General features: G+C 68.7%; 19 protein-coding genes, 1 tRNA gene and 2 pseudogenes. 14 read left to right on the forward strand and 8 right to left on the reverse strand.

Going from position 1 to position 20,667, the window contains the following annotated elements; all coding sequences use genetic code 11:
* The first annotated feature begins 112 nt into the window (after positions 1–112).
* From ACQPY0_RS20105 to ACQPY0_RS20130, 6 genes are all read left to right on the forward strand, one after another.
* Positions 113–1,162 (forward strand): LacI family DNA-binding transcriptional regulator, encoded by a 1,050-nt coding sequence (locus ACQPY0_RS20105; protein ID WP_432991011.1) that lies wholly within the window; start codon positions 113–115, stop codon positions 1,160–1,162.
* A gap of 180 nt (positions 1,163–1,342) precedes the next feature.
* Positions 1,343–2,674, forward strand: a complete 1,332-nt coding sequence (locus tag ACQPY0_RS20110) for an ABC transporter substrate-binding protein (RefSeq protein WP_432991013.1) — start codon at positions 1,343–1,345, stop codon at positions 2,672–2,674.
* Between the two features lie 68 nt (positions 2,675–2,742).
* Complete coding sequence (locus ACQPY0_RS20115) at positions 2,743–3,684, forward strand: carbohydrate ABC transporter permease (RefSeq protein WP_432991015.1); 942 nt, start codon at positions 2,743–2,745, stop codon at positions 3,682–3,684.
* Positions 3,684–4,520 carry a carbohydrate ABC transporter permease gene (locus ACQPY0_RS20120; RefSeq protein ID WP_432991017.1) on the forward strand — a complete coding sequence of 279 codons (837 nt, stop codon included), beginning with the start codon at positions 3,684–3,686 and terminating at the stop codon, positions 4,518–4,520. Before ACQPY0_RS20115 ends, ACQPY0_RS20120 begins: the two co-directional genes overlap by 1 nt.
* Before the next feature lie 37 nt (positions 4,521–4,557).
* Positions 4,558–6,186, forward strand: a complete 1,629-nt coding sequence (locus tag ACQPY0_RS20125; RefSeq protein WP_432991019.1) for an RICIN domain-containing protein — start codon at positions 4,558–4,560, stop codon at positions 6,184–6,186.
* A 65-nt stretch (positions 6,187–6,251) separates the two neighbouring features.
* Entirely contained in the window at positions 6,252–6,809 is a 558-nt protein-coding gene (locus ACQPY0_RS20130) for a DeoR family transcriptional regulator (protein ID WP_432991021.1), read from the forward strand.
* 69 nt (positions 6,810–6,878) lie between these two features.
* Here the strand turns inward: ACQPY0_RS20130 and ACQPY0_RS20135 are convergent, their stop codons facing one another.
* The 3 genes and pseudogenes from ACQPY0_RS20135 to ACQPY0_RS20145 form a co-directional block, all read right to left on the reverse strand.
* Complete coding sequence (locus ACQPY0_RS20135; RefSeq protein WP_432991023.1) at positions 6,879–7,199, reverse strand: hypothetical protein; 321 nt, start codon at positions 7,197–7,199, stop codon at positions 6,879–6,881.
* A 61-nt stretch (positions 7,200–7,260) separates the two neighbouring features.
* A complete protein-coding gene (locus ACQPY0_RS20140) occupies positions 7,261–7,530 on the reverse strand; it encodes an integrase core domain-containing protein (RefSeq protein WP_432991025.1) in 270 nt (89 codons plus the stop codon).
* Positions 7,531–8,483: 953 nt separating this feature from the next.
* Positions 8,484–8,582, reverse strand: a pseudogene (locus ACQPY0_RS20145) (IS6 family transposase); the annotation flags it as partial.
* A 265-nt stretch (positions 8,583–8,847) separates the two neighbouring features.
* On the opposite strand from ACQPY0_RS20145, the gene ACQPY0_RS20150 reads away from it, so the two are divergent.
* Both ACQPY0_RS20150 and ACQPY0_RS20155 read left to right on the forward strand, forming a co-directional pair.
* On the forward strand, positions 8,848–9,201 hold the full coding sequence (locus ACQPY0_RS20150; RefSeq protein WP_432991027.1) for a PadR family transcriptional regulator: 354 nt from the start codon (positions 8,848–8,850) through the stop codon (positions 9,199–9,201).
* Positions 9,189–9,929, forward strand: coding sequence for a hypothetical protein (locus ACQPY0_RS20155; protein ID WP_432991029.1), 741 nt, complete (start codon positions 9,189–9,191; stop codon positions 9,927–9,929). The genes ACQPY0_RS20150 and ACQPY0_RS20155 overlap by 13 nt, the downstream gene beginning before the upstream one ends.
* Positions 9,930–10,194: 265 nt before the next feature.
* Here ACQPY0_RS20155 and ACQPY0_RS20160 read toward each other — a convergent pair.
* Positions 10,195–10,377, reverse strand: a pseudogene (locus ACQPY0_RS20160) (IS6 family transposase); the annotation flags it as partial.
* Between ACQPY0_RS20160 and ACQPY0_RS20165 the strand changes: the two are divergent.
* Positions 10,288–10,524, forward strand: coding sequence for a hypothetical protein (locus ACQPY0_RS20165; RefSeq protein ID WP_432995956.1), 237 nt, complete (start codon positions 10,288–10,290; stop codon positions 10,522–10,524). The pseudogene ACQPY0_RS20160 and the gene ACQPY0_RS20165 sit on opposite strands and share 90 nt — an antisense overlap.
* Positions 10,525–11,300: 776 nt before the next feature.
* On the opposite strand, the gene ACQPY0_RS20170 is transcribed toward ACQPY0_RS20165, so the two are convergent.
* The 3 genes from ACQPY0_RS20170 to ACQPY0_RS20180 are packed head-to-tail and all read right to left on the reverse strand — an operon-like array spanning position 11,301 to position 16,217.
* Positions 11,301–12,377, reverse strand: coding sequence for a patatin-like phospholipase family protein (locus ACQPY0_RS20170; RefSeq protein ID WP_432991031.1), 1,077 nt, complete (start codon positions 12,375–12,377; stop codon positions 11,301–11,303).
* Complete coding sequence (locus ACQPY0_RS20175) at positions 12,374–14,917, reverse strand: ThiF family adenylyltransferase (RefSeq protein ID WP_432991033.1); 2,544 nt, start codon at positions 14,915–14,917, stop codon at positions 12,374–12,376. Before ACQPY0_RS20175 ends, ACQPY0_RS20170 begins: the two co-directional genes overlap by 4 nt.
* A gap of 10 nt (positions 14,918–14,927) precedes the next feature.
* Entirely contained in the window at positions 14,928–16,217 is a 1,290-nt protein-coding gene (locus tag ACQPY0_RS20180) for a hypothetical protein (protein ID WP_432991036.1), read from the reverse strand.
* Positions 16,218–16,496: 279 nt separating this feature from the next.
* Between ACQPY0_RS20180 and ACQPY0_RS20185 the strand changes: the two genes are divergently transcribed.
* Positions 16,497–17,516, forward strand: coding sequence for an XRE family transcriptional regulator (locus tag ACQPY0_RS20185; RefSeq protein ID WP_432991038.1), 1,020 nt, complete (start codon positions 16,497–16,499; stop codon positions 17,514–17,516).
* A 718-nt stretch (positions 17,517–18,234) separates the two neighbouring features.
* On the opposite strand, the gene ACQPY0_RS20190 is transcribed toward ACQPY0_RS20185, so the two are convergent.
* Positions 18,235–18,308: transfer RNA gene (locus ACQPY0_RS20190), tRNA-Pro, on the reverse strand.
* Positions 18,309–18,412: 104 nt separating this feature from the next.
* On the opposite strand from ACQPY0_RS20190, the gene ACQPY0_RS20195 reads away from it, so the two are divergent.
* The 4 genes from ACQPY0_RS20195 to ACQPY0_RS20210 all read left to right on the forward strand — a co-directional run bounded on the left by ACQPY0_RS20195 (position 18,413) and on the right by ACQPY0_RS20210 (position 20,431).
* Entirely contained in the window at positions 18,413–18,808 is a 396-nt protein-coding gene (locus ACQPY0_RS20195; protein ID WP_432991041.1) for a VOC family protein, read from the forward strand.
* A 65-nt stretch (positions 18,809–18,873) separates the two neighbouring features.
* Positions 18,874–19,134: a hypothetical protein gene (locus ACQPY0_RS20200; protein ID WP_432991043.1), complete on the forward strand. Its 261-nt coding sequence runs from the start codon at positions 18,874–18,876 to the stop codon at positions 19,132–19,134.
* Positions 19,131–19,946: a hypothetical protein gene (locus tag ACQPY0_RS20205; RefSeq protein ID WP_432991045.1), complete on the forward strand. Its 816-nt coding sequence runs from the start codon at positions 19,131–19,133 to the stop codon at positions 19,944–19,946. The genes ACQPY0_RS20200 and ACQPY0_RS20205 overlap by 4 nt, the downstream gene beginning before the upstream one ends.
* Entirely contained in the window at positions 19,937–20,431 is a 495-nt protein-coding gene (locus ACQPY0_RS20210) for a hypothetical protein (RefSeq protein WP_432991047.1), read from the forward strand. The genes ACQPY0_RS20205 and ACQPY0_RS20210 overlap by 10 nt, the downstream gene beginning before the upstream one ends.
* Positions 20,432–20,667 lie beyond the last annotated feature (236 nt).

Consider the following 20,667-nt stretch of genomic DNA (forward strand, 5'->3'; position numbering starts at 1 on the left):
ACCGGGCTCGATCGTATCGATATTCAATTCCGCTCCGAATGTACTTTGCAACGACGCAAACGAGTATGATCGGACGGTCCGTCGGTGGCAAGTAGGCGAGAGGAACGCGGGGATGGCTGCAACGTTGCGAGAGGTCGCCGAGCGGGCCGGGGTGTCGGTGCGGACGGTGTCCAACGTCGTCAACGACTACCCGCATGTCGCGCCGAAGACGCGGGCGATCGTGCAGCGGGCTCTCGACGAGCTCGGCTACCAGCCCAACCCCCTGGCCCGCAGCCTGCGGCAGGGCCGGTCCGGGCTGGTCGGCCTGGTCATTCCCGAACTCGACGTGCCCTACTTCGCGGAGCTGTCGCGGGCGGTGCTGCACGAGGCGCGGGCCCTGGGGCTGACCGTCGTGGTCGACCAGACCGACGGCGAGCTGGCCCGCGAACGCGAGGTCATCGTCCGTGGCCAGGGTTCGGCCATGTACGACGCGGTGATCGCCAGCCCGGTCTCGTTGACCAGCACGGACCTGAAGGCGCGGCGCAGCACCGCACCGCTGATCCTCATCGGCGAGCGCATCGCCGGCGGGGGAGTCGACCACGTGATGGTCGACAACGTCGCGGCGGCGCACGACGCGACCGCGCACCTGATCAGCAGCGGCCGCCGGCGCATCGCCGCGATCGGCGAGTCCTGGAACCGGCCCGCGACCACGGCGCACCTGCGCACGGAGGGCTACCGCGCCGCCCTGACCGCGGCCGGCCTGCCGGTCGACCCGGAGCTGATCGTGGCCACCCGCTACCTGCACCGCGCCGACGGCGTGCAGGCCCTGGACCGGCTGATGTCGCTGGCCCAGCCGCCGGACGCCATCTTCTGCTACAACGACCTGCTCGCGCTCGGTGTGCTGCACGCGGCCGCGCACCGAGGCGTGCGCGTCCCGGACGACCTGGCGGTCGTGGGCTTCGACGACATCGAGGACGGCCGGTACAGCCGGCCCACCCTCACGACGATCAGCCCGGACCGCCGGCAGATCGCCCGGCTCGCGGTCGAGATGCTGCAGCGCCGGCTCGACGGCGACACCGCTCCCGCGGCCGAGCTGCGCGCGAACTACCAGCTCATCGTGCGGGAGAGCTCGGGCGCGGCGCAGTCGGCGGCCCCGCGGCAGCGGCCGACCGGCGGCCGGTAGCCCCGCATGGCCGGAACGTTTCCGCCTCGTTGCTGATTGATCTCTTGTGGGCCGGGACCGAAGGTGCTCTACTTTGCAACGAGGCAAATCGTCATCCCTGGCATCGCCAACACCCCCGGTGCCGAGCACGACGACTGAGATCCCTCGTCGCCGGCGCATACGTCTCCCCAGGAGGAAACCGTGCTGCAGTTTTTGACCAAGAATCCCGCCGGCCCGCCGGGCCGTCGCGCCGTGGCCGCGTCGCTGGCACTGCTTGCCGGTGCGAGCCTCGTCAGCGGCTGCGCCGGCCAGGGCAGCAAGAGCGACGGCAGCACCGACAGCAACGGCGTGGTGAACCTGTCGTTCTGGAACTTCCTCACCGGATCCGACAAGCCGACCATCGACAAGATGATCGCCACGTTCAACGACACGCACCCGAAGATTCACGTGACCAGCAACGGGCTGCCCGGGGACGTGCTGAGTCAGAAGCTGCTGACCGCCATCGCCAGCGGCACCGGCCCGGACATCATGAGCCTCAACGGCATCACCGTCGCCCAGTACGCGGCGAAGGGGGCGCTGCAGCCGACCGACGACTTCTACTCGTCCACCAAGTACATGGACACCTCGGTGCTGGTGAAGCCCGCAGTGGACGTCAGCAAGGTCGGCGGCAAGAACTACGGAGTGCCGCTGAACCTCTCCACCGAGATGCTGTACTGGAACAAGGACCTGTTCGCCAAGGCCGGCCTCGACCACCCGCCGACCACCCTCGACGAGTTCACCGCGATGGCGGACAAGCTCACCGTCGACGCCAACAAGGACGGCGTGCCAGAGCAGTACGCCATCGTCATGGCCAGCCACGACACGCTGCCGATCTGGCAGCCGCAGCTGTGGAACTTCGGCGGCGGCGTGGTCAGCCAGGACGGTAGGACCGCCACCCTCGACGCGCCGGGGACCCTCAACGGGATCAAGTACTGGGTGAACGCGGTGCGCAACAAGAAGGTGTCGCCGCTCGGCGCGGGCGGTGCGGACGCCGACAAGATGTTCACCAGCGGCAAGGCGGCCATGGAGCTCGTCGGCCCGTGGATCGCGCCGACGGCGGAAGAGGCGAAGATCAATTTCGGGGTGACGGCCCCGTTCAGCGGGCCCAGCGGGCTCACCCCGCTGGCCGACACGGTCACGTTCGGGCTCAGCGCCAAGGCGGACGCCGCGAAGAAGGACGCCGCCTACCAGTTCTTCGCGTTCTGGCTCGGCCGCGACAACCAGAAGGTCTACGCCGAGGGCACCGGCTTCCCGTCGACCCGCACCGACCTGTCCGCGGCCGACCTCGGCAGCAACAAGTACCCGGCGATCTTCGGTGACCCGAAGATCACCTCCGCGGCCCGGGTGTACCTGGCCGGCGTGCCCAACGGCGGGCAGGTCAACGACACGGTCTTCGTGCCCGCTCTCGAGAAGGTGCTCAACGGCGCCGACATCGACGCGACATTCTCGGCGGCCAACAAACAGGCCCAGGCGTTGATCGACCAAGGTCAGTAACTCGACAGCCCGCGCCTTCCAGCCCGATGACGGCCGCGAAGGCGCGGGCCAGCCGACGGAAGGTAGCAATGTCCACGATCACACAGTCGCCGCCCGGCCGCCCGGCCGCGACGACCCGCCCATCGCGACGATCCAACGTCCGGCGCGGTGAGCAGCGCGCCGCCTGGCTGTTTCTCACGCCGAGCCTCGTCGTCCTGGCCGTCTTTCTGTTCTGGCCGATGATTCAGGCGGGGTACCTGTCGTTCACGGACTACTCCCTGCTCCAACCGGCCCACTGGATCGGCACCGCCAACTACCGGCGCCTGATCGACGACGAGGCGGCCCGCAACGCCCTGCGCAACACCGCGGTCTACACACTCATCTCGACGCCGCTGAGCGTGGGCCTCGCGCTCGGCATTGCGGTCATGCTCAACACCCGCATCCCATTGCGGGGCTTCCTGCGCACGGCCGTGTTCCTGCCGTTCGTGCTCTCGCTGAGCATCGTGTCGATCGCGTGGAGCTTCCTGCTCGACCCGAACCTGGGCATGCTCAGCGACTGGCTGCACGGCCTCGGCCTGGTGACCGAGCAGGGCCTGCTGACCGACCCGCAGTGGGCGATGCCCGCCGTGATCGCGGTCGGCATCTGGAAGAACGTCGGCTTCTACATGCTCATGTATCTCGCCGGCCTGCAGGGCATCCCGGCCGAGATGTACGAGGCGGCCCGCGTCGACGGCGCGGGACGGCTGCGGCGCTTCAGGTCCATCACCTGGCCGTTGCTGTCCAACCAGACCATGCTCATCACCGTCATCGCCACCATCACCAACATCCAGGCCTTCGACCAGATCTACGTGATGACCCAGGGCGGCCCGTTCTTCAAAACCGAGACGATCGTGCCACTGATCTACCGCAGCGGCTTCAGCAACCTGCAGTTCGGTTACGCGGCCGCCATCTCGTGGGTGCTGACCGGGCTGATCCTGCTGGTCGCGCTCTGCCAGGTCGCCTACTTCCGCCGTCGGGCGGTGCAGTATTGATGCGCCCACCGACCCGCCTGCTCCAGCTCGCGCTCAAGGTCACCACCGCGCTCGCCGCGCTGGCCATCGGACTGTCCATCCTGCTGCCGATCGTGTGGATGGCCCTGGCATCCGTGCGCCCGGAACGGGACCTCACCATGTCGCCGCCGTCGCTGCTACCCCGGTCGTTCACGGTGACGCACTACGTCGACGTGTGGTCGCGCATCCCGTTCGCCCACCTCTACTGGAACACCATCGTCTTCGCCGGTCTCGTCACCGTCTGCTCGCTGGTGTTCGACTCGATGACCGCCTACGCACTGGCCCGCCTGCGGTTCAAGGGCGCGGGCATCGTCGCCGGCGTCATCATCGCCGGACTGACGATCCCGTTCCAGGTCACCCTCGTGCCGCTGTACGACCTGATGAACAATCTCGGCCTGGTCAACACGACCGCCGGCCTGGTCCTGCCCCGGCTGACCAACGCCTTCGGCATCTTCTTCCTCCGGCAGTTCTTCCTGTCCCTGCCCCGCGACATCGACGAGGCGGCGCGCATCGACGGCGCGTCGGAGTGGCGGATCTATGCGCGCGTCATCCTGCCGCTGGCTCGACCGGCCCTGCTCACCCTCGCCCTGTTCCATTTCCAGTTCAACTGGAACGACCTGCTCTGGCCGCTGATCATGACCCAGGGCGCCGACCACGCCACGCTTCCCGCCGGGCTCGCCACCTTCACCGGGCAGCATTCGGTCGAGTACGGCCTGCTGATGACCGGCTCGGTCCTCGCCATCGCACCGATCGTCCTCATGTTCCTGCTCGTGCAACGCAGCTTCGTGCAGGGCATCGCCACGACCGGCAACAAATAGCCGCCACTCGAAGAGTCCGCCACTCGAGGAGACGCACATGAACCGACACGTCCGCCGGCTTGCCTGGCTGGGCCCGGCAACGCTCGCCGCCGCCCTGCTCGGCCCCGCCGCACCGGCAGCGGCAAACCCACCGGGCGACAGCACCGCGGTGTCGTGGGGCTCGGCCACATTGATCAACAACGTCGCCCCCTTCACCGACGCCGGCACCGACGCCCGCGGCGAGCACCCCGGCACCTTCGGGTCACAGTTCCCGCGCATGACCCGGCTGGCGAACGGGAACCTGCTCGTCGTCTACACCATCTACGCCAACAACGGCTACACGCACGACCCGAACGGCGGCAACCAGCTGCAGATCGCCCGCAGCACCGACAGCGGCCGGAACTGGACGGTGCTGAGCACGCTCAGCGATCCCGGCCGCGACCTGGACAACGGACAGCTCCTGCAGCTGTCCAACGGCGACGTGCTGCTCGCCTACCGCTCGGTGCGCTGGCAGGAGTCGTACCGCATCGAGGTGTCCCGCAGCACGAACAACGGCGCCGGCTGGACCTGGCTGAGCGCCGTCGACGCCAACGAGGGAAGCCCCGGCAGCCTCGGCAACCCGGACCGCGGCGTCTACGAGCCGTACCTGCAGCAGCTGCCCGACGGCAGCGTCGCCATCATGTACGCCAACGAGAAGCACGTCACCGAGTCGCCGTCGTATGCGCAGGTCATCTCCGAGCGCATTTCCACCAACAACGGATCGAGCTGGGGCGGCGAGTCCTACAGCGTCAGCGACGCGGGCAACTCGGCCGCGCGCCCGGGCATGCCGGTGTGGACCCGCATGGCCGACGGCCGCTGGATCGTCGTGTTCGAGGTGTGCGGCACCGACAACTGCAACGGGCACTACAAGATCTCCAACGACGGTGTCAGCTGGCCCAGCGGCCTCGGCACGACCCTGCCCTTCCAGGTCAGCGCGCCGTTCATCCTCGCACTCAGCGACGGCCGGCTCGTGGCGACCTCCAACACCCACGAGATCACCATCAGCCGCGACTACGGCGCCAGCTGGTATCAGGACGACACGCACCCCTGGGCCTCGCTCGCCGACGCCGACAACCTTTGGCCCGCCCTGATCCAGACCGGCATCGACGAGATCGCCGCCGTGACCTCAGCCGGCCGCCCGCCGCTGCACAGCACCGGCGGCCACAACATCCAGGTCAAGTTCGGGTCCTTCGCCGGCTACGCCCCGCCGGCCATCAGCTCGGGCAGCCGCTACACGATCACGGCGCAACACAGCGGGCAGAATGTCGACGTCCGGGCCGGGTCGGGCGACGACGGTGCGGTGGTGCAGCAGTACCCGCCCAACGGGCTGCCGCCGCAGAGCTGGCAGCTGTCGGCGCAGCCGGACGGCTCGTACTACGTCATCAACCAGCAGAGCGGGAAGTACCTCGAGGTCAAGAACAACCTCGGTACCGACGGGGCCGAGGTCGACCAGTGGTCGTACACGGGCTGCGCGTGCCAGCGGTGGTTCTTCGACTACGTCGGTGCCGGGCTGTACCGGATCCGCAACGCCGGTAGCGGACTGAACCTCGACGTGACCGGGGGCAGCCTGGCCAGCTCGACCCCGCTCGAGCAGTACCACGACAACTCGGCGCGCCCGCAGCGGTGGCGCCTCACACCGGCGCCGTGACGCGGTGGCCGCCCGGCGAGGAGTCGCCGGGCGGCCGCGCCCGCCCTGCATGAGGAGGTCATGACATGGTCATCGAGATGCGGCGGGCCGAGATCGTGGCCATCGCCCGCCGGTCCGGCGGGGTCGGTCTGCGGGAGCTGAGCAGCCGCTTCTGCGTTTCGATCCCGACGATCCGCCGGGACCTGGCGGTCCTGGCCGCATGCGGCCTGCTGTGCCGCGTCCACGGCGGCGCCATGCCCCTGGCCTTGCCGCCGGCGGGCCGGCGGGCCGGCGCCGAACTGCAGGCCGCCGCGTCACTCGTCGAGGCCGGGATGGCGATCGGTCTGTCGGGGCGGCGCCGGGCCGTCGCGCTGGCCGGCCTGATCGCGGACGTGCCGGACCTGACGGTGGTGACACCGATGCTGGCGGTGGCCCGCGCGGTCCGGGCCGGCGGCCCGACCCTGGTGGTCATCGGCGGCGTGCGTACGCCGAGCGGCAGCCACGCGGGCCCCCTCGCCGAGGACGCACTGCACGGTCTGCACCTGGACATCGCCTTCGTCGAGCCCACGACGTCCGGCGACGCCCTGGCCGCCGCGACCGACGATGCGCTCCTGTGCCGCGCCGCCCGCCGCGTGCTCCTGTGAGCGCACGACCACCAAGCCACCGACGCCAGGCGCGCCACGCATCGCCAACGCCGCACTAGCCTGCCGCGTTTAGTCCAGCGTCGTGAGGAAGGCGGCGACCGCGAATCCCAGCGCCGTCAGCAGCGCGATCGGGCGACCGCCCCGGCTGGAGGCCTCAGGCATCATCGAGTCGGCGAGCATCGTCAGCACGGAGCCGGCGGCGAGCGCCTGCACGTAGCGTCCGTCCACGTTGGAAAGGTGCGACGCGAGGGCGTAGCCGAGGACGGCGGCCAGCCCGGAGCAGACGACGATTGCCGCCCAGAGCCGATAGATCCAGGCAGCGGAATGGGTCCTGCGCAGGTCGGCGGTCGCCGAGAGACTCTCGGGCACGTTCGACACGAGCACGGCCACGAAGAAGCCGATGCTGACCTCCCCGCCGACGTGTACGTGCCGAAAACCTCGTCTATGCAGCTCAGGCAGCGTGTTCGTACTCGTGGAGGATGCCGCCGAGTCGATCGCGTCGTCGGATGTCGAGGTGGTCGAGCCGGTCCGGTTCGGTGATCGGCTGGGGCAGGGGGCGTAAGGGCGCTGCGGCGTGCAGCGCGCGGTGGGTCCGATGTTGGTTGTAGAAAGTCTCGTAGTCGTGGAGCGCGTGCAGCAGGTGGGCCTGATTCACGATCAGGGTCCGGTCGAGGAGTTCGGCTCTGCATGAGCGCACCCAGCGTTCCATGATCGCGTTCATGCGCGGTACGCGGACACCCGTCTTCGTGATCGCGATGCCTTCGTCCTCGAGGACCGCGTCGGAGGCGGGCCGCGTACTTGCTGTCGCGGTCCCGAATCAGGTATTTCACCGTGGTGCCGGCGTCGTGGAGGTCCATGACCGTTGCGGGCCTGCTGGGTGGTCCAGGCAACGGTCGGGTGGGCGGTGACGCCGAGGATGTGCACCCGCCGGGTTGTGATCTCCATGACGAACAGCACATACAGCCGTCGCAACGTGATGGTGTCGATGTGGAAGAAGTCGGTGGCCAGCAGTCCGGACGCCTGTGCGTGCAGGAAGGTTCGCCAACTCGTGTCGATCCCACGTGGGGCGGGGCCGTCCTTGATCGGGCGGGGATGCGGCGGATGGTGCCGGCGCTGACGCGGTGGCTGAGCCCGACGAGTTCGCCTTGGATGCGCCGGTGTCCCCAGCTGGGGTTCTCCTTGGCCAGGCGCAGGATCAGGTCACGGATGTCGGCGCTGATCGGTGGTCGGCCGGGCCGGTTCGGGTAGGTCCAGTTTCGGCGGGCCAGCCGGCGGTGCCAGGCCAGCAGGGTGGCCGGGGTGACGATCCGATGCTGCCACAGTTCCGCGGCAGAGCCCGGACCAGTGCGGACGGCACCGCCCGTTCCGGCCACGACAGCCGTGGCCGGCCGATCTGCCGTCGCGGTACCGCCGCCTCGTGGCGCAGCACCAACAGTTCGGCGACCAGCATGGACTCGCTCCGCGTGGCCTGCGGCAACCAGCCGAACACCCGGACCGCACTCAGGTGCAGCAGCCGAACAAACACGCCTACCATCCTGCGCTACTGTTGCGAAACAGCAGCTCACACCATGTGCGACGAGTTTTGGCACGGTACACGCTGCGTTCACCGAACTCGCCCGGGCGATCTGACCTCGGACCCGACGCGGCCATCGATCCGGCAAGGCAACAGCGCCGTTCTTCGAAATCGCGGTAGGAGAGGCCGTACCGCAGGTACCACCGGACCGCCACCATGATCACCTTTGGCGAGAATCGGAACCCGACGAATGCGGGCTGCGATGGCGATGGCGGCCGTCGGCTTGGAAACTTCGCTGCTCAAGTCTGCCTCGATCTTGCCTATCGGCGAACGCAACAGAGCCAGGACGGGCTCGGGACGAGCAGGGCCTGCATGGTCAGCGGCGTAATGCATGGTCTTGCTGAGATAAGCGCTCTGGACGTAGGCGCGGAACGATGCCGACGACGGCTCTCCGGTGGTGCGGTCATGGTGCCGGACGTCACGAGTCCGTTGACACCTAGCGTGCCTATGCCTAGTCTCCTAGGTATGGATCTGCGGGGACATCTCGACCTGCTCCTGCTCGCCGCGCTCACCCGCAGCGGCTCCGCACACGGCTACGCACTGATCACCGCCCTGCGCGAGGGCTCCGACGGCGCGTTCGACCTACCGGAGGGCACCGTCTACCCGGCGCTGCACCGACTCGAGCGCGACGGCCTCATCGAAAGCCGCTGGGACGAGACCTCGACCCGGCGCCGCCGGGTCTACCGGGTCACCGCCGCCGGCGCGGCGGCACAGGCGAGCAAGAGCGCCGAGTGGGCCAGCTTCGCCAAGGGCGTGCAGGCACTCCTGGCACCGATCGACCCACCACTCTTGGAAGGGCGGCCCCGATGGGCGCTGTGAACGAGGGCGACGCCGGACCCGTCGACGCGTACCTGGACGACATGTTCGACCGCCTGGCCGGCACCGGGGCGGCTGGACGACGCATGCTCACCGAGACCGAGGACCATCTGCGTTCCGCGTCCGCCGACGCCCGCGCCCGCGGACTCGACCCCACCGCCGCCGAACGCGAAGCGGTCGCCCGCTTCGGCCCACCCGAGGTCACCCAGCGAGCCGGTGCTCGTGCCACCGGGCCATTGACCACGGCAGCGACCGTGCTCGGCGTGAGCCTGGCCGGCTACGGCATCGCCGGCTTCCTTGGCGCCTTCACGCGCGCGCTGTCCAGCCGGTACGTCGCGGACTGCACCACACCACTGAGCGGCGACAATCGCGATTGCGCCGTGTATGTGAGCGGATTCAACAGCATCGGCGTCCTGCTCGGGTTGGTGACGGTGACCCTGACCGCCCTCGCGCTCGGACTCACCGTGCTCGGCCTGGTGACGATCGTGCAGTTCCTGTCGAGGCGGAACGGAGGCGCTTTCGCTCACCGGCGCACAGTCGCCAGACCGCTGACCGTCGTGTTCGCCGTGCTGACAGCACTCTTCCTGAGCATCGCCGCCAATGACGGCGTCGCGGGCTTGTGGTCACTGGTCGTCCACCACGCCGTCACCGGCGTCATCCTGCTGGCGTTCGCGCTCGTCGCATTCCGGGCAGCGGTGAGGCTGCCGTCGTCGGCGACCCGACACAGTTAAGCGAGGCTGGCATTACAATGCTGCGGCTGCACCAGCCGTCGCTGACGGCAAAGGGCGCTGTTGCATTAAGGCTTCGCGCTGATCAAGCGCCGAAGAATCTCCACAAAGATCGCTGACGGGTCGACACCTGACCCGCATCGCACAGCCCTGGCGACCGCTATGCGGTACTTTATGAGACCGTCCACCGGGCCACGCGAGGCCATGATCGTCCGTAAGTCACAGTTTCTGCGGCGACTGATCTTGACGATGGCTCAATGCAACGGCGCCACCACCGATTGCCTGGGGAGCGGCGGGCGAATCGGGCGGCGTCGGCCAGCAGCGGGGTGAACCGCTGCACCCACCGGTAGACCGTGACGTGATGGACCTCGACGCCACGTTCGACAAGCAGTTTTTCCACGTCCCGGTAGGACAGGTTGTACCGCAGATACCAGCGCACCGCGACGACGATCACCTCCGGTGGAAACCGGAAGCCGGCGAACGCCGACTTCGGCGGCAGCCATGGGCGTGGGTGGATCGATGCTTCACTCAAGTCTGCCTCGATCTTGCCAACGCTCAAGGCAACGGAGCCGACGACACCACCGTGGCACCCGCGTGACACCCACCGTCCACAGCGGATAGAGACAACGAGGCGGTCGGCTCGCGTTTCCGCAGGTAAACCGCCTCTCAATCTTGCACGCCCGAAGGGACTCGAACCCTAACCTTCTGATCCGGTATGCCGGAGCGAGGCCACATTCGCATACTCCAACATCGTGAGTGGCCAGCTGTAGCACACTGATGATCCGATCCGCGACCCCTCGCTCGTGCAACTTGCGCACGCAGAAAAACTTTGCGTGACTGTCGAGCCTTTGACGTTCTTCCGCGTGCGGGTTGAGCCCGCCTGCAACACCCAGCGGACCGGGGTGGCGTTGTGATGTCGAGCAGGACAACGCTCAAACTCGACTCGGCTGCCCCGATGACGAGGTACCGGTCGCGGGAGAGCTGGAACTGCCGGCCGCTGCCCTCGCCAAAAGCCTCCAGGACGATCCATGCCTGTTCAGTCACCGGCCCGTCGAGCAGCTCGGCGATCGCGAACATGTCCGTCTGCCCGTCGAGCCCGACCCAGCCATCGCAGTAGGTCAGGACCTTCGTCCATCCATCGGCAACTGGAGCCCGCTTGAGCCGCGCCACGAATACCGGTACGAGCAAGACGAGAAACGCCTCGCCGACGCCCGTGGCCAGGGCGACACTTGGCACCACGGCATGCGCGGACGACCGTCACAGTGGCGAAAAGGCTGATTAGGAACGCCCCGCCAGGGTTGGGACTAACGCAGAAGGAGCGGATTTAGTTCCGTGAGCCTGCGGTACACAGCCGAATCGATGGATGCTTGCCAGCTAGAGGTTAGGGCAGTAGTACGCGATGAGGGTTCGGGTCAGTTGTTCTCCTCGGGTGCTGATGGCGTGCAGGTCGTCGGGCTTCATGCCCTTGAAGTTGGTGCCGTAGGAGCGGACGCGGTCGCAGGCGATGAGGTCTGGTACCGGAATGGGGAGTCGGTGGTCGGGCATGCCGAGATAGCTGTGGACGAAACCACGCAGTTGTCCGGTGCGAGCGGCTTCGTGGAGGCGGGCTCGACCGGCGTCTTGGGTCTTGCGGTAGGTGATGTTGAACGCGCGGTACAGCCGGGTGGGCAGGAAACGGCCGAGGGCGGGGTTCGGGGCGCCGGCTCCGGCGTCGCAGGCGATGATGTAGTCCAAGTCGTAGACGTGGTCGGTGTAGGCGGATGAGCGTCCCGGTTCGAGGACGCTGAGACCGAGGTTGTCGTACACCCCGCCGTCGGTGAGCGCGACCCGATGGGCTGTGGTTTCGCCGTTTCGCGTGAATGTGAAGGTGCGTTCGATCGCGGGCAGCAGCAGGGGGAAGGCGGCGCTGGCGGCGACGGCTTGGGCGACGGTGATCGAGTCGGTAATGGTGCCGTGGACGGAGCAGGAGCTCCGCTGGCTGCCGAAACGCACCGCTCGGGTGGTGTGCAGGTCGGTGGCACTGATGACGGTGGCGAGCCTGGGGTGGGTCACCTTGTCGAGGAGGGTGTCGCCGAACGCGAGTTCGGCGAGGGTGTCGCGGAGCGCGTCGGTCCGATTGGCGGTGCGCTGACCGTTGAACGGCGTCGGCATCGAGGACCGCAGCAGGGCGGTCATGTTGCGGCCGACGGCCGCCGGGGTGAACGCGCGGCGGGTGATGTCGAGCTGGATGCCGCGGCGGAGGAGGCCGACGGTGTGCGCGTCGAAGTCGTCGAAGCGGTCGGGTCCGTAGGCCCAGAGCGCTGCGGCGAGGCTGCCGCCGCTGATGCCTGAGACGACGGTGACGTTGTCGAGGATGCCGCGGTCGTGCAGGGCGCGTAGGCAGCCGAGTCCGAACGCGGTCGCGCGGTAGCCGCCGCCGGAGATGGCCAGACCGATCCGTGGTGTGGTCATCGCAGGTCAACCTTTCGCGGTGATGCGGGGCGCCGGTGCCACAGCCGCCACCATCGGCGGCGCGCCGTATTGGCCGCAGCGGGTAGCGACTGGCGGTATCCGCCGGGGTAGTAGGTCAGCCCTTCCGGTGCGGGTATCGGTGGCAGAGTCGAGCCGGTGTTGGTGCGGCGGACGAGGGCGGCGTAGAACTTGGGAGGTTGTGGTGGGGTGGCGTCGCTTCGCCAGGCCGTCCAGGTCGTGTCGTCGCCGGCGAGGATGAGCATGAGTGCCTGGGTCGGGCCGCCAGTGATCGGGGTGACGAGCCCGGCCATGCCGGCACGGTCGGTCGGGCTTGGTGCGGCGACGCCGTAGGGATGGGTGTGCCACATGCCGATGAAGCCGCTGGCCTTGCGGCTGCGCTTGAGGTGGTGATCGATGAGTTGCTGGGCGCCGTCGGTGCCGTGTTCGAAGTGCAGGTCGGACAGGCGGCTGTCGGGCGGCGGCCCGGACGCGGTGTCGATGTAGATGCACATCGCGGCTTCGTCGAGCGCGCCGATGAGCATGCCGCCGGTCTCGATCCGGTCGCCGCGGACCCGCGCGCCGCGGCGGGTCTCGGCCCGCATCTCCGCCAGCGCGGTCGCGGAGATCCGGACCTGCAGGTTGTCGCGCTGTTCGGTGACAACGACGTCGTTGGGCCAACCGAGCCAGGCGGCGCCGCAGCCGACACTCGGGTGGTCGTCACGGGTGTCGAGGCGCACGGCGGCGACCGCCATGGGCTGCTGCGAGGCGTCCGGCACGGGAGGGTTGGCGAGGGCGTCGAGGGCGGCGCTGAACATCGCGGCGGCCAGGGCAGTTACCTCGACGGCGGAGCCGACGAAGGTGGGCGTCGAGCAGCCTGGCTCGGGCTGGAAGGTCGCGGTTCGGGGCGGGTCCGGGTAGAAGTCCTCGGCCACGTCAGCGAACGCCGTGCGGTGCGGGCCGGTGACCGCGAGGCCGAGCCGGCGAAAGATGTCGTGGCCGGCGCCGGTGGCTTCCGACCGGGCCAAGGCGACCAGCCCGCGCCTGGCGTGGTGGCCGATGAGCATCGTGACGACGGTCGGCCACGCGGTGGTGCTGCGGCTGCGGGCGGCCTCGATCGCCGCACGGACACCGATGTCGGCGGTCGCGTCGATGATGAGGTCGACGTTGAGGTATAAGAGAGCGTCGTCGGTGAACATCGACACCGCGTCGCGGACCATGGGTCGCACCGTGGTCGTGCGTGAGATGGCTTCCAGCCGGGCGGTGAGCGCAACCGCCTTGGACGAGCCGATGTCGGCGTCGGTGTATTGCTGGCGGACCAGGATGCCCGGGGTGACGACGCCGTTGTCGACGACGGTCACGGAGGTTGCGCGGGCGCGGACGCAGGCGTCGGCGACTGGGCCGCCGACTGCGCCGCACCCGAGGATCAGGATCCGTTTGCCGGCCAGCCACGCGGCTGGGCTGGCATGGTCACGGCGGACCGTGACCTCGGGGCGGTCCTCGAAGAGCCGTAGCCAGTCGGTCGAGGCCAGGTTGAACCACGACCGGCCCAGGTCCAGCACGTCTGCGCGCAGGTCGGGGAGGTCGAGCCTGTTGACCCGGGTGAGCAACTCGGCGACCTTCTCGGTGAACGTGTCGAGCCGCCAGGCGATCAGGTGCGCCAGGCGTGGCCCGTGTCCGAGGCTACGGCTCGGGGTGCCGACCAACACGATGAGCGGGGTCGAGCCGCCGGTCGTCATGTCGGTCACGCCGTTGGTGGCGGCGACGGCGGCGATCAGCTCCATGAACTTCTCATGGTCCACGCCCGCGCCGCGAAGGCCCGCCACGAGCCGTTCAGCCCGATCGGGGTACTCGGAGAACGGCTCCTCCCCGACGAGTACCGCCGCCGCCCCGACCACAACCCGGTCATCACCGCCGGGTCGTGGATGCAGTGCCGGTGTGCGCTGGGCGAACTCTTCTACGGTCTCCCAGCCGATCACGTCGAAGCGGTCACCGCGTTGCTCACACACGGCCACCAGGTATGCCGTACCGCGGTCGGGAGTCGACCATGGCACGCGATCGCCGAGGTCCGCCCGGACGACTATCAACTCGTCCGCCTGGCCGACGTATGCCACCGGGGGGTGGCGCGGCCGGTCGTCGGGGTCGAGGTCACCGATGGCCGCTTTCTCCAGCCACAACAGCAGCCGCTCGAGCAGGCCGCGCATCCCGTCGCCGGGCTGCCACTCGACCGACGGTGCCGCATACAGGCACAGGTACCGGCCCCAGTTGACATGCGGTGTTCCGGCCCACCGTCGGTGCGACACCCACACGGACGGCGGCGCGTACGGGAAGCGGACGTCGACCTCAACGATGAACCGTTCGCGGCCACGTACTCGCACGCCGCCGGCAGCGTGCGCGAAGCCCGCCAGGTTCAGGGACAGGTCGATCCGCGTCGTGGCACCGAGCCGTGCCGGTTCCACGACGTCAACGATCTCGATCGCGCCCGGCCGCGCCGCGGCCATGTCGCGCAGCTGACGCAACGCCAACTGCTGTCCGTCGGTCATGTTCACCGGTTCACCGACCGCCGAACCCGGTCACGTGGCCCGGTGCCGACTCGTTCCCCCGAGCCTGCGTTATCGCCTCCCGCACCTGCGCAGGGCCGCTCGCCGCAGCGACATCCCGCTGCTGGGTCTGGTCGGCGTAGACCGCGCCGGCCAGAGTCGCCGCGCTGGCCACCAGCGCTAGACGCCTGCCGGACCGCGACGTCTCCACGAGCGACTTCGACTCCTCCACGTCGATCGGGTCGACGAGCACGAACCCGTCGCCGGTCAGGCCGAACACCACCGGCTGCGGGCTCGCGGTGTTCGGGTACTCCATCGTGCAGATGAACTCGTCGGCGATCTCGGCGTAGCGGGCCTTCGCCTTCGCGTGCGGCGGGTTCTGCCCCGGAGTGTTGCTCGCGGGCACCGGGTAACTGCTGCTCACCACGGTCGCGCCGTCGAGCGCGTGCCGCTCGAACGCGTCGAGGATGTCCTGCGCGAGGACCTCCTTGCCGTCCTCGTTGACGACGTACATCACCTTCTTCGAGCAGTGGTGCGGCGCGAGCAACACGTTCCACTCGAGCCGCTCGGTCCGCTCGTTGTCCTCGCTGTAGGTGAAGATCTTCATGATTGTGTCGTGTGCGAGGTCGCCGAACAGCAGGACCTGTCCCGTCTGGCCGTCCTCGCCGGTGAGCGTCACCTGCATCGCGACCGAGGTTTCGTTGCGGGCCTTCCCGCAGTCGTCCTTGAACGGCGCGTGTAGGAACGCCTCGAACAACTCGGTGACATCGCGGCCGTCGAGGTGGGCGATCGCTTGCCCCGGGTAAGCGAGGTACTCGTCCGGCAGTTCGTCGTAGGCATGCTTGTCGTGGTCGGTGTCATAGCCGATGACCAGCACCCGGTCACCAGACTCAACGGGGTCCCCGTCGGCGACCGCCTTCATGATCGCGGCCACGCGCCGCTCGGTCTCCTCCTGGAACGCCTTCGCGTCGTCGCAGAGAACCGAGTCCGGGTCGTCGAGCTCGCGCCACAGCCGTGGCGTGGCCCACAACTCGCCGATGCGTACCTTGCTGAGCAGATCGGCGAAACCCCGGCAGTGATCCTGGTCGGCATGGGTCAGCACGAACACCGCGAGGTACGGCTCGCCGTCCACCACCGGGAGGACTTCGACGAGCCGGTCGACTACGGCGTACTCCGGCGTGTCGTCATTGTCCGCCTTCGCCATGTCGTGCAGATCCACCTGCACGACGATCTCCTCGGTAACCACGATCGTGCTGCTGTCGCCGGTGCCGACCGGCCAGAACACGACACCACGCTCTGGCATGCCTTCGTACACGTCCGCTTCTTCCCGGCCACCAGTGGCCTGCGCATCTCGGGCCCATCGGTCCGAGTAAATCGATATGGAGGATCGACGGCCCGGCTTCGTCCCGCACGCGGCGCCCCTCAGGGAGCCCCGAGGGGCCATTTTCACGATCACTTACTATCACGACATGTGATTCGGTGTGTACTTCTTCACTCGAAGGGTAAGTGTTCCACGCGTCACACCGGTGAAACCGGTGGGATCGGCCAGAATGCGGGGACAAGATCGGGGTCGGGAGAGCACATGGGCACGGCGACGTTCGAGCGCGAGCGGCTACGCGTCGCTCGCGAGTTGGCGAAGCTCAGCCAGACCCAGCTCGCCGGCAAGGTCGGCGTCTCCCCGGCGGCGATCAGCCAATTCGAGAGCGGCGCGGCCCGCCCGGGCGCCGCCACCATCGCCAGCTTCAGCACCACGCTCAACGTCCCGACCGGCTTCTTCGCCGAGCCGATCACCGAAACGCACGAGGGATTCTTCCGCTCCCTGCGCCGTACCGCGGTTGCCGACCGGCGCCGTGCCCGCGCGATCGCCCACGTGGCGCGCGACCTGGCCGGCTACGCCGCTGCCGCTGGCCGATTCCCGGCCAACGACGTGCCCCGCATCCCGGTGAGCGGCCTCGACGCTGGCATCGACGAGATCGAGCGAATCGCCGGGCAGGCCCGCAAAACGTGGAAGCTGCCCGCCGGACCGGTCAACAACGTCGTTGACCTCCTCGAGCAGCACGGCGTCGTCGTCATCCGCCTCCCGCTGGGCAGCGCCGACGTCGACGCGTTCTCCTTGCCATTCCCCGACCACCCGGTTGTGGTCCTCGGCGCCGACAAGAACGACCGCGCCCGGTCGCGCTTCGATGGCGCCCACGAACTCGGGCACCTCGTGCTGCACGGCGAGCAGATCTGGGGAGTCAAGGCGGTCGAGAACCAGGCTCACCGGTTCGCCGCCGCGCTGCTGATGCCAGCCGAGGAGATCGTCAACCAACTGCCGACGACCGTGGACTGGCCCAAGCTCTTCGAGCTGAAACGGTACTGGCAGGTCTCCCTTGCAGCACTTCTCATGCGCGCGCGAACCTTGGGTCGCATGAGCGAGAACACCTACCTGACAGCCATCAAGGCGGCCTCCGCCCGCGGCTGGCGACGCGTTGAACCGCTGCCTCTCGGTGAACCCGAACAGCCCCAGCGGCTACTCGACTTCCTCGATGATTCGGTAAGCCGAGAAGCGCGCAGGCAGTTGCCAGTCCACATCGTCGCCGGCATTGCCTCGGCCGCGTAATCCTCCCGGGGTGGTCGTGGTTGCTCCATAGTTGCTCGGATGTTCGCCACCCTGGACGGACGCACGCGGATGGGACGGAAAGTCCCCGATGCGACATCTCGGGGACTCGCTACGCAGCGTTAGCAATGTGCGGACCAGGGCGGGTGCGTGAGGGCGATCGTTACCTGAACACGGACGCCGGTCCGTAACTGTCCGAAACTAGCTCAATGCTCGAAATTCGGACTTTTAATCCGTTGGTCTAGAGGTCGAGTCGTGGCGACATGCCATCTGGGTATCGAAGAGGAGGCTGCTCCCGTAGCGCTCCGGGGATGGGTCGCGACGCATCCCCGATCCAGCATTCCTGGCCCGCGGCTGCCTGACTCGCCCTGATTCAATGGCGAGGTCTGTGCCGTGGCAAGTCCCATAGGTGCTTGGCGATCACCGGCTCGTTGGCCGCTGCGCTGGCCGGTTCACCTCGACGGCAGGGTCGCTTGTCGTTGGCGGTGGGTGGGTGATTCCCGGATAACTCCAGTTGGGGCCTTATTGAAGGGGACGCCGCGTAGGACTTGAACCTACAACCCGCAGATTAGGAGGCTGCTGGCGTTGCTCGGGCTCTCCGTCCTTGATCGACGGGCCGTCGTAAGACTGAAAGTGGGGGGTTTATGGGGAGTGCCCACTTGGATCATCTGCAAACACTGATGGCTTGAGCCTGTTTTTCCAGCTCAAGCCATCTTCCGTGTCGGGACAGCGGGATTTGAACCCACGACCCCTTGACCCCCAGTCAAGTGCGCTACCAAACTGCGCTATGTCCCGGTGCTGTCCACTACCGCGAGCAGCCGCTACAGCGTAGCGCATCCCCCCGGCCCTCGCCCACGCAGTATCCCCCACCCCGGGGTGAGGGGGCCTAAGCTCGCACGATGCGGCTTGATCTGGTCACGATCGTGGTGGCGGCGTACGACCCGGCGATCGCGTTCTTCCTCGACGTGCTCGGGTTCGAGCTCGTCGAGGACTCGCCCTCGGTGATGTCTGCCGGTGGGCGGGCCAAGCGGTGGGTGGTCGTGCGGCCGCCCGGGGGTGGGACTGGGCTGCTGCTCGCTCAGGCGGACGGGGAGCGGCAGCTGGCCGGGGTTGGCGAGCAGGCGGCTGGGCGGGTCGGGTTCTTCCTGTGGGTCGACGACTTCGATGCTGCCTATGCGCGGATGGCCGGGCACGGTGTGGTCTTCGAGGGGTCACCGCGTGTGGAGGAGTACGGACGGGTTGTGGTGTTCCGTGACATTGCTGGGAATCGGTGGGACCTGCTGGGACCTGCTTAGAAAGCGTACAAAAGCCGCCAAAACGGACTGGCGGGAAGGCGTGGGGATGCCTACTGTCCCTCGCCGTGTTGAGTGTGGAGCTGGAAGAGTTGGCGCGGGCCGGGCGCGTGGGGCTGCCGGCGCTCGCGGGGGTGTACTCGCGGGCCGTGGCGGACCTGGATGCCGTGCGGCACGACGACGCCGAATGGTGTGCCCTTCGCGCGCAGTTGGTGAGTGTGCTCGCCGGGGCGGCGCGGCAGGTCGAGGAGGCGGCCGCGGCGGTCTGTGCGGTCACGGCGAACTACGCGTGGGCGGACACCGCGGCGCGGGACGGGCTGCGGCGGTGACGTACGACCAGCTGATGCAGCACGCCGAGGACATGCGGCGCAGTGCAATCGCCGTCGCCATGGCCGGGATGCACGGGGACCCGCGCCGACGGCGGGCCGTGGAGCGGGAGTTCGCCGACGTGCCCGACGCGTTCCGGCCCCTGACCGGGTTCGCGGACCCGGCTGGCTTCGACGCGCGGATCGACGGCGTCACGGACGTCCTTCGTGGACTGTCCACTGGGGACGGCTCGGATCTGGCCGTACCGGCGAATCCCGAGCTCGCCCGGTTCGCCGGCGTGAGCGTGGCGCTGCGGGCGTGGACGGGGCCGGCGGCGCAGCGCTTCCGGGACGGGTTCCTCGAGCCGTGGCCGGCGCTGGTGCGCAACCAGTACACCGCCGGGGTGGTGCTGCGCTCGGCGCTGCGGGCGCAACAGGAGATCTGGGCGCGGGCCCGGCAGGACGCGGACCAGATCGCCGAGCAGGGGCTGGCCGCCGTGCGGGCCTGCGGCGACTGCACGCGTACTGAATGGAGCGTCACCTTCACCGTCGTCGCCTCGGTGGCGGCCGTGGCGGCGATGCCCGCGACCGGGGGACTGTCGCTCGCGGCCGGCTCGGTGGCGGCGGTGGCCCAGGTGATGGCGGCGACCGGGCCGGCCGAGGCGCCGCGGACGTCGTTCAGCGCCGACGATCCCGTCGAGGTCGTGGATCGGGTACGCGAGGCGATCGCCCAGTTGCGGGGCCATGTCCGGCAGCGGTGCGACGCCGTGGGGGAGGCGCTGCGCACGACCGGGCGGCTCATGGCGGACCGGCCGGAGCTGTTCGGATGGCGATGATCCGGGCTTCGGTGCTGGGCGGCGCGATCGCCGGGGCGCTCGAGGACGACCGGCGGGTGCGGGTCGTGCTGCGGGCGGACGTCGTGCGGGACCGGGCGCGGCTCGCGCGCGGGCTGGAGGCGCTGGGCCGGGCGCTGTGGGCGGCGCGGACGCGGGCGTTCCTGGAGGCGGCGGGGGCGGATCGCGAGCCGGTGCCGATGGGGTGGCGGGCCACCGAGTACGTGCGGCGGCGGGCGGCGATCGTCGCGTGTGGACGGTCGCGGGACGGTGCGGTCACGGTCCGGGTGGCGGGGATGCGGGACTGGCGGGTGGAGATCGCGGGGGACGTGACCGAGCGGAAGGTGCAGGAGGCCGCGGAGGAACTGCTGCGGGACCAGGGCGCGCGGATCCTCGCGCTGAAACGAACGATCTGGCAACCGCGGGGCACTCCGGCTGCTTCGGATGCCGGCGTTTCATGGGACACCCCCGACCGGAGGCGCCCATGACCGGACCTGCGCGAGAACCAGCGCGACGAGGACGTCAACAACGGCGACCTCCCGCAGGCCCCTCGACGTCATGATGCTGGAAACTGAGTAATGATCCACTTTTCCGACATACTGGATCGTGTCGGGCACGGGGCGCTACCCTGTCCGCACCGCCCGCAGCAGATTGGGCGAGACCGCTCATCTCAGCACTGGAGCAGCCAACGGTAAGGCGGCCGGAGACTCCCGGCCGAGGGCGA

This window comes from Dactylosporangium sp. CA-233914 (assembly GCF_050942935.1).
Lineage (GTDB): Bacteria > Actinomycetota > Actinomycetes > Mycobacteriales > Micromonosporaceae > Dactylosporangium.

Excerpts from the sequence above, each read along its gene's own strand:
- ACQPY0_RS20105 (WP_432991011.1), top strand. The coding sequence starts at position 113 with ATGGCTGCAACGTTGCGAGAGGTCGCCGAGCGGGCCGGGGTGTCGGTG.
- ACQPY0_RS20115 (WP_432991015.1), top strand. The coding sequence starts at position 2,743 with ATGTCCACGATCACACAGTCGCCGCCCGGCCGCCCGGCCGCGACGACC.
- ACQPY0_RS20120 (WP_432991017.1), top strand. The coding sequence starts at position 3,684 with ATGCGCCCACCGACCCGCCTGCTCCAGCTCGCGCTCAAGGTCACCACC.
- ACQPY0_RS20125 (WP_432991019.1), top strand. The coding sequence starts at position 4,558 with ATGAACCGACACGTCCGCCGGCTTGCCTGGCTGGGCCCGGCAACGCTC.
- ACQPY0_RS20130 (WP_432991021.1), top strand. The coding sequence starts at position 6,252 with ATGGTCATCGAGATGCGGCGGGCCGAGATCGTGGCCATCGCCCGCCGG.
- ACQPY0_RS20140 (WP_432991025.1), bottom strand. The coding sequence starts at position 7,530 with ATGAACGCGATCATGGAACGCTGGGTGCGCTCATGCAGAGCCGAACTC.
- ACQPY0_RS20150 (WP_432991027.1), top strand. The coding sequence starts at position 8,848 with ATGGATCTGCGGGGACATCTCGACCTGCTCCTGCTCGCCGCGCTCACC.
- ACQPY0_RS20155 (WP_432991029.1), top strand. The coding sequence starts at position 9,189 with ATGGGCGCTGTGAACGAGGGCGACGCCGGACCCGTCGACGCGTACCTG.
- ACQPY0_RS20165 (WP_432995956.1), top strand. The coding sequence starts at position 10,288 with ATGGACCTCGACGCCACGTTCGACAAGCAGTTTTTCCACGTCCCGGTA.
- ACQPY0_RS20170 (WP_432991031.1), bottom strand. The coding sequence starts at position 12,377 with ATGACCACACCACGGATCGGTCTGGCCATCTCCGGCGGCGGCTACCGC.
- ACQPY0_RS20175 (WP_432991033.1), bottom strand. The coding sequence starts at position 14,917 with ATGACCGACGGACAGCAGTTGGCGTTGCGTCAGCTGCGCGACATGGCC.
- ACQPY0_RS20180 (WP_432991036.1), bottom strand. The coding sequence starts at position 16,217 with ATGCCAGAGCGTGGTGTCGTGTTCTGGCCGGTCGGCACCGGCGACAGC.
- ACQPY0_RS20185 (WP_432991038.1), top strand. The coding sequence starts at position 16,497 with ATGGGCACGGCGACGTTCGAGCGCGAGCGGCTACGCGTCGCTCGCGAG.
- ACQPY0_RS20195 (WP_432991041.1), top strand. The coding sequence starts at position 18,413 with ATGCGGCTTGATCTGGTCACGATCGTGGTGGCGGCGTACGACCCGGCG.
- ACQPY0_RS20210 (WP_432991047.1), top strand. The coding sequence starts at position 19,937 with ATGGCGATGATCCGGGCTTCGGTGCTGGGCGGCGCGATCGCCGGGGCG.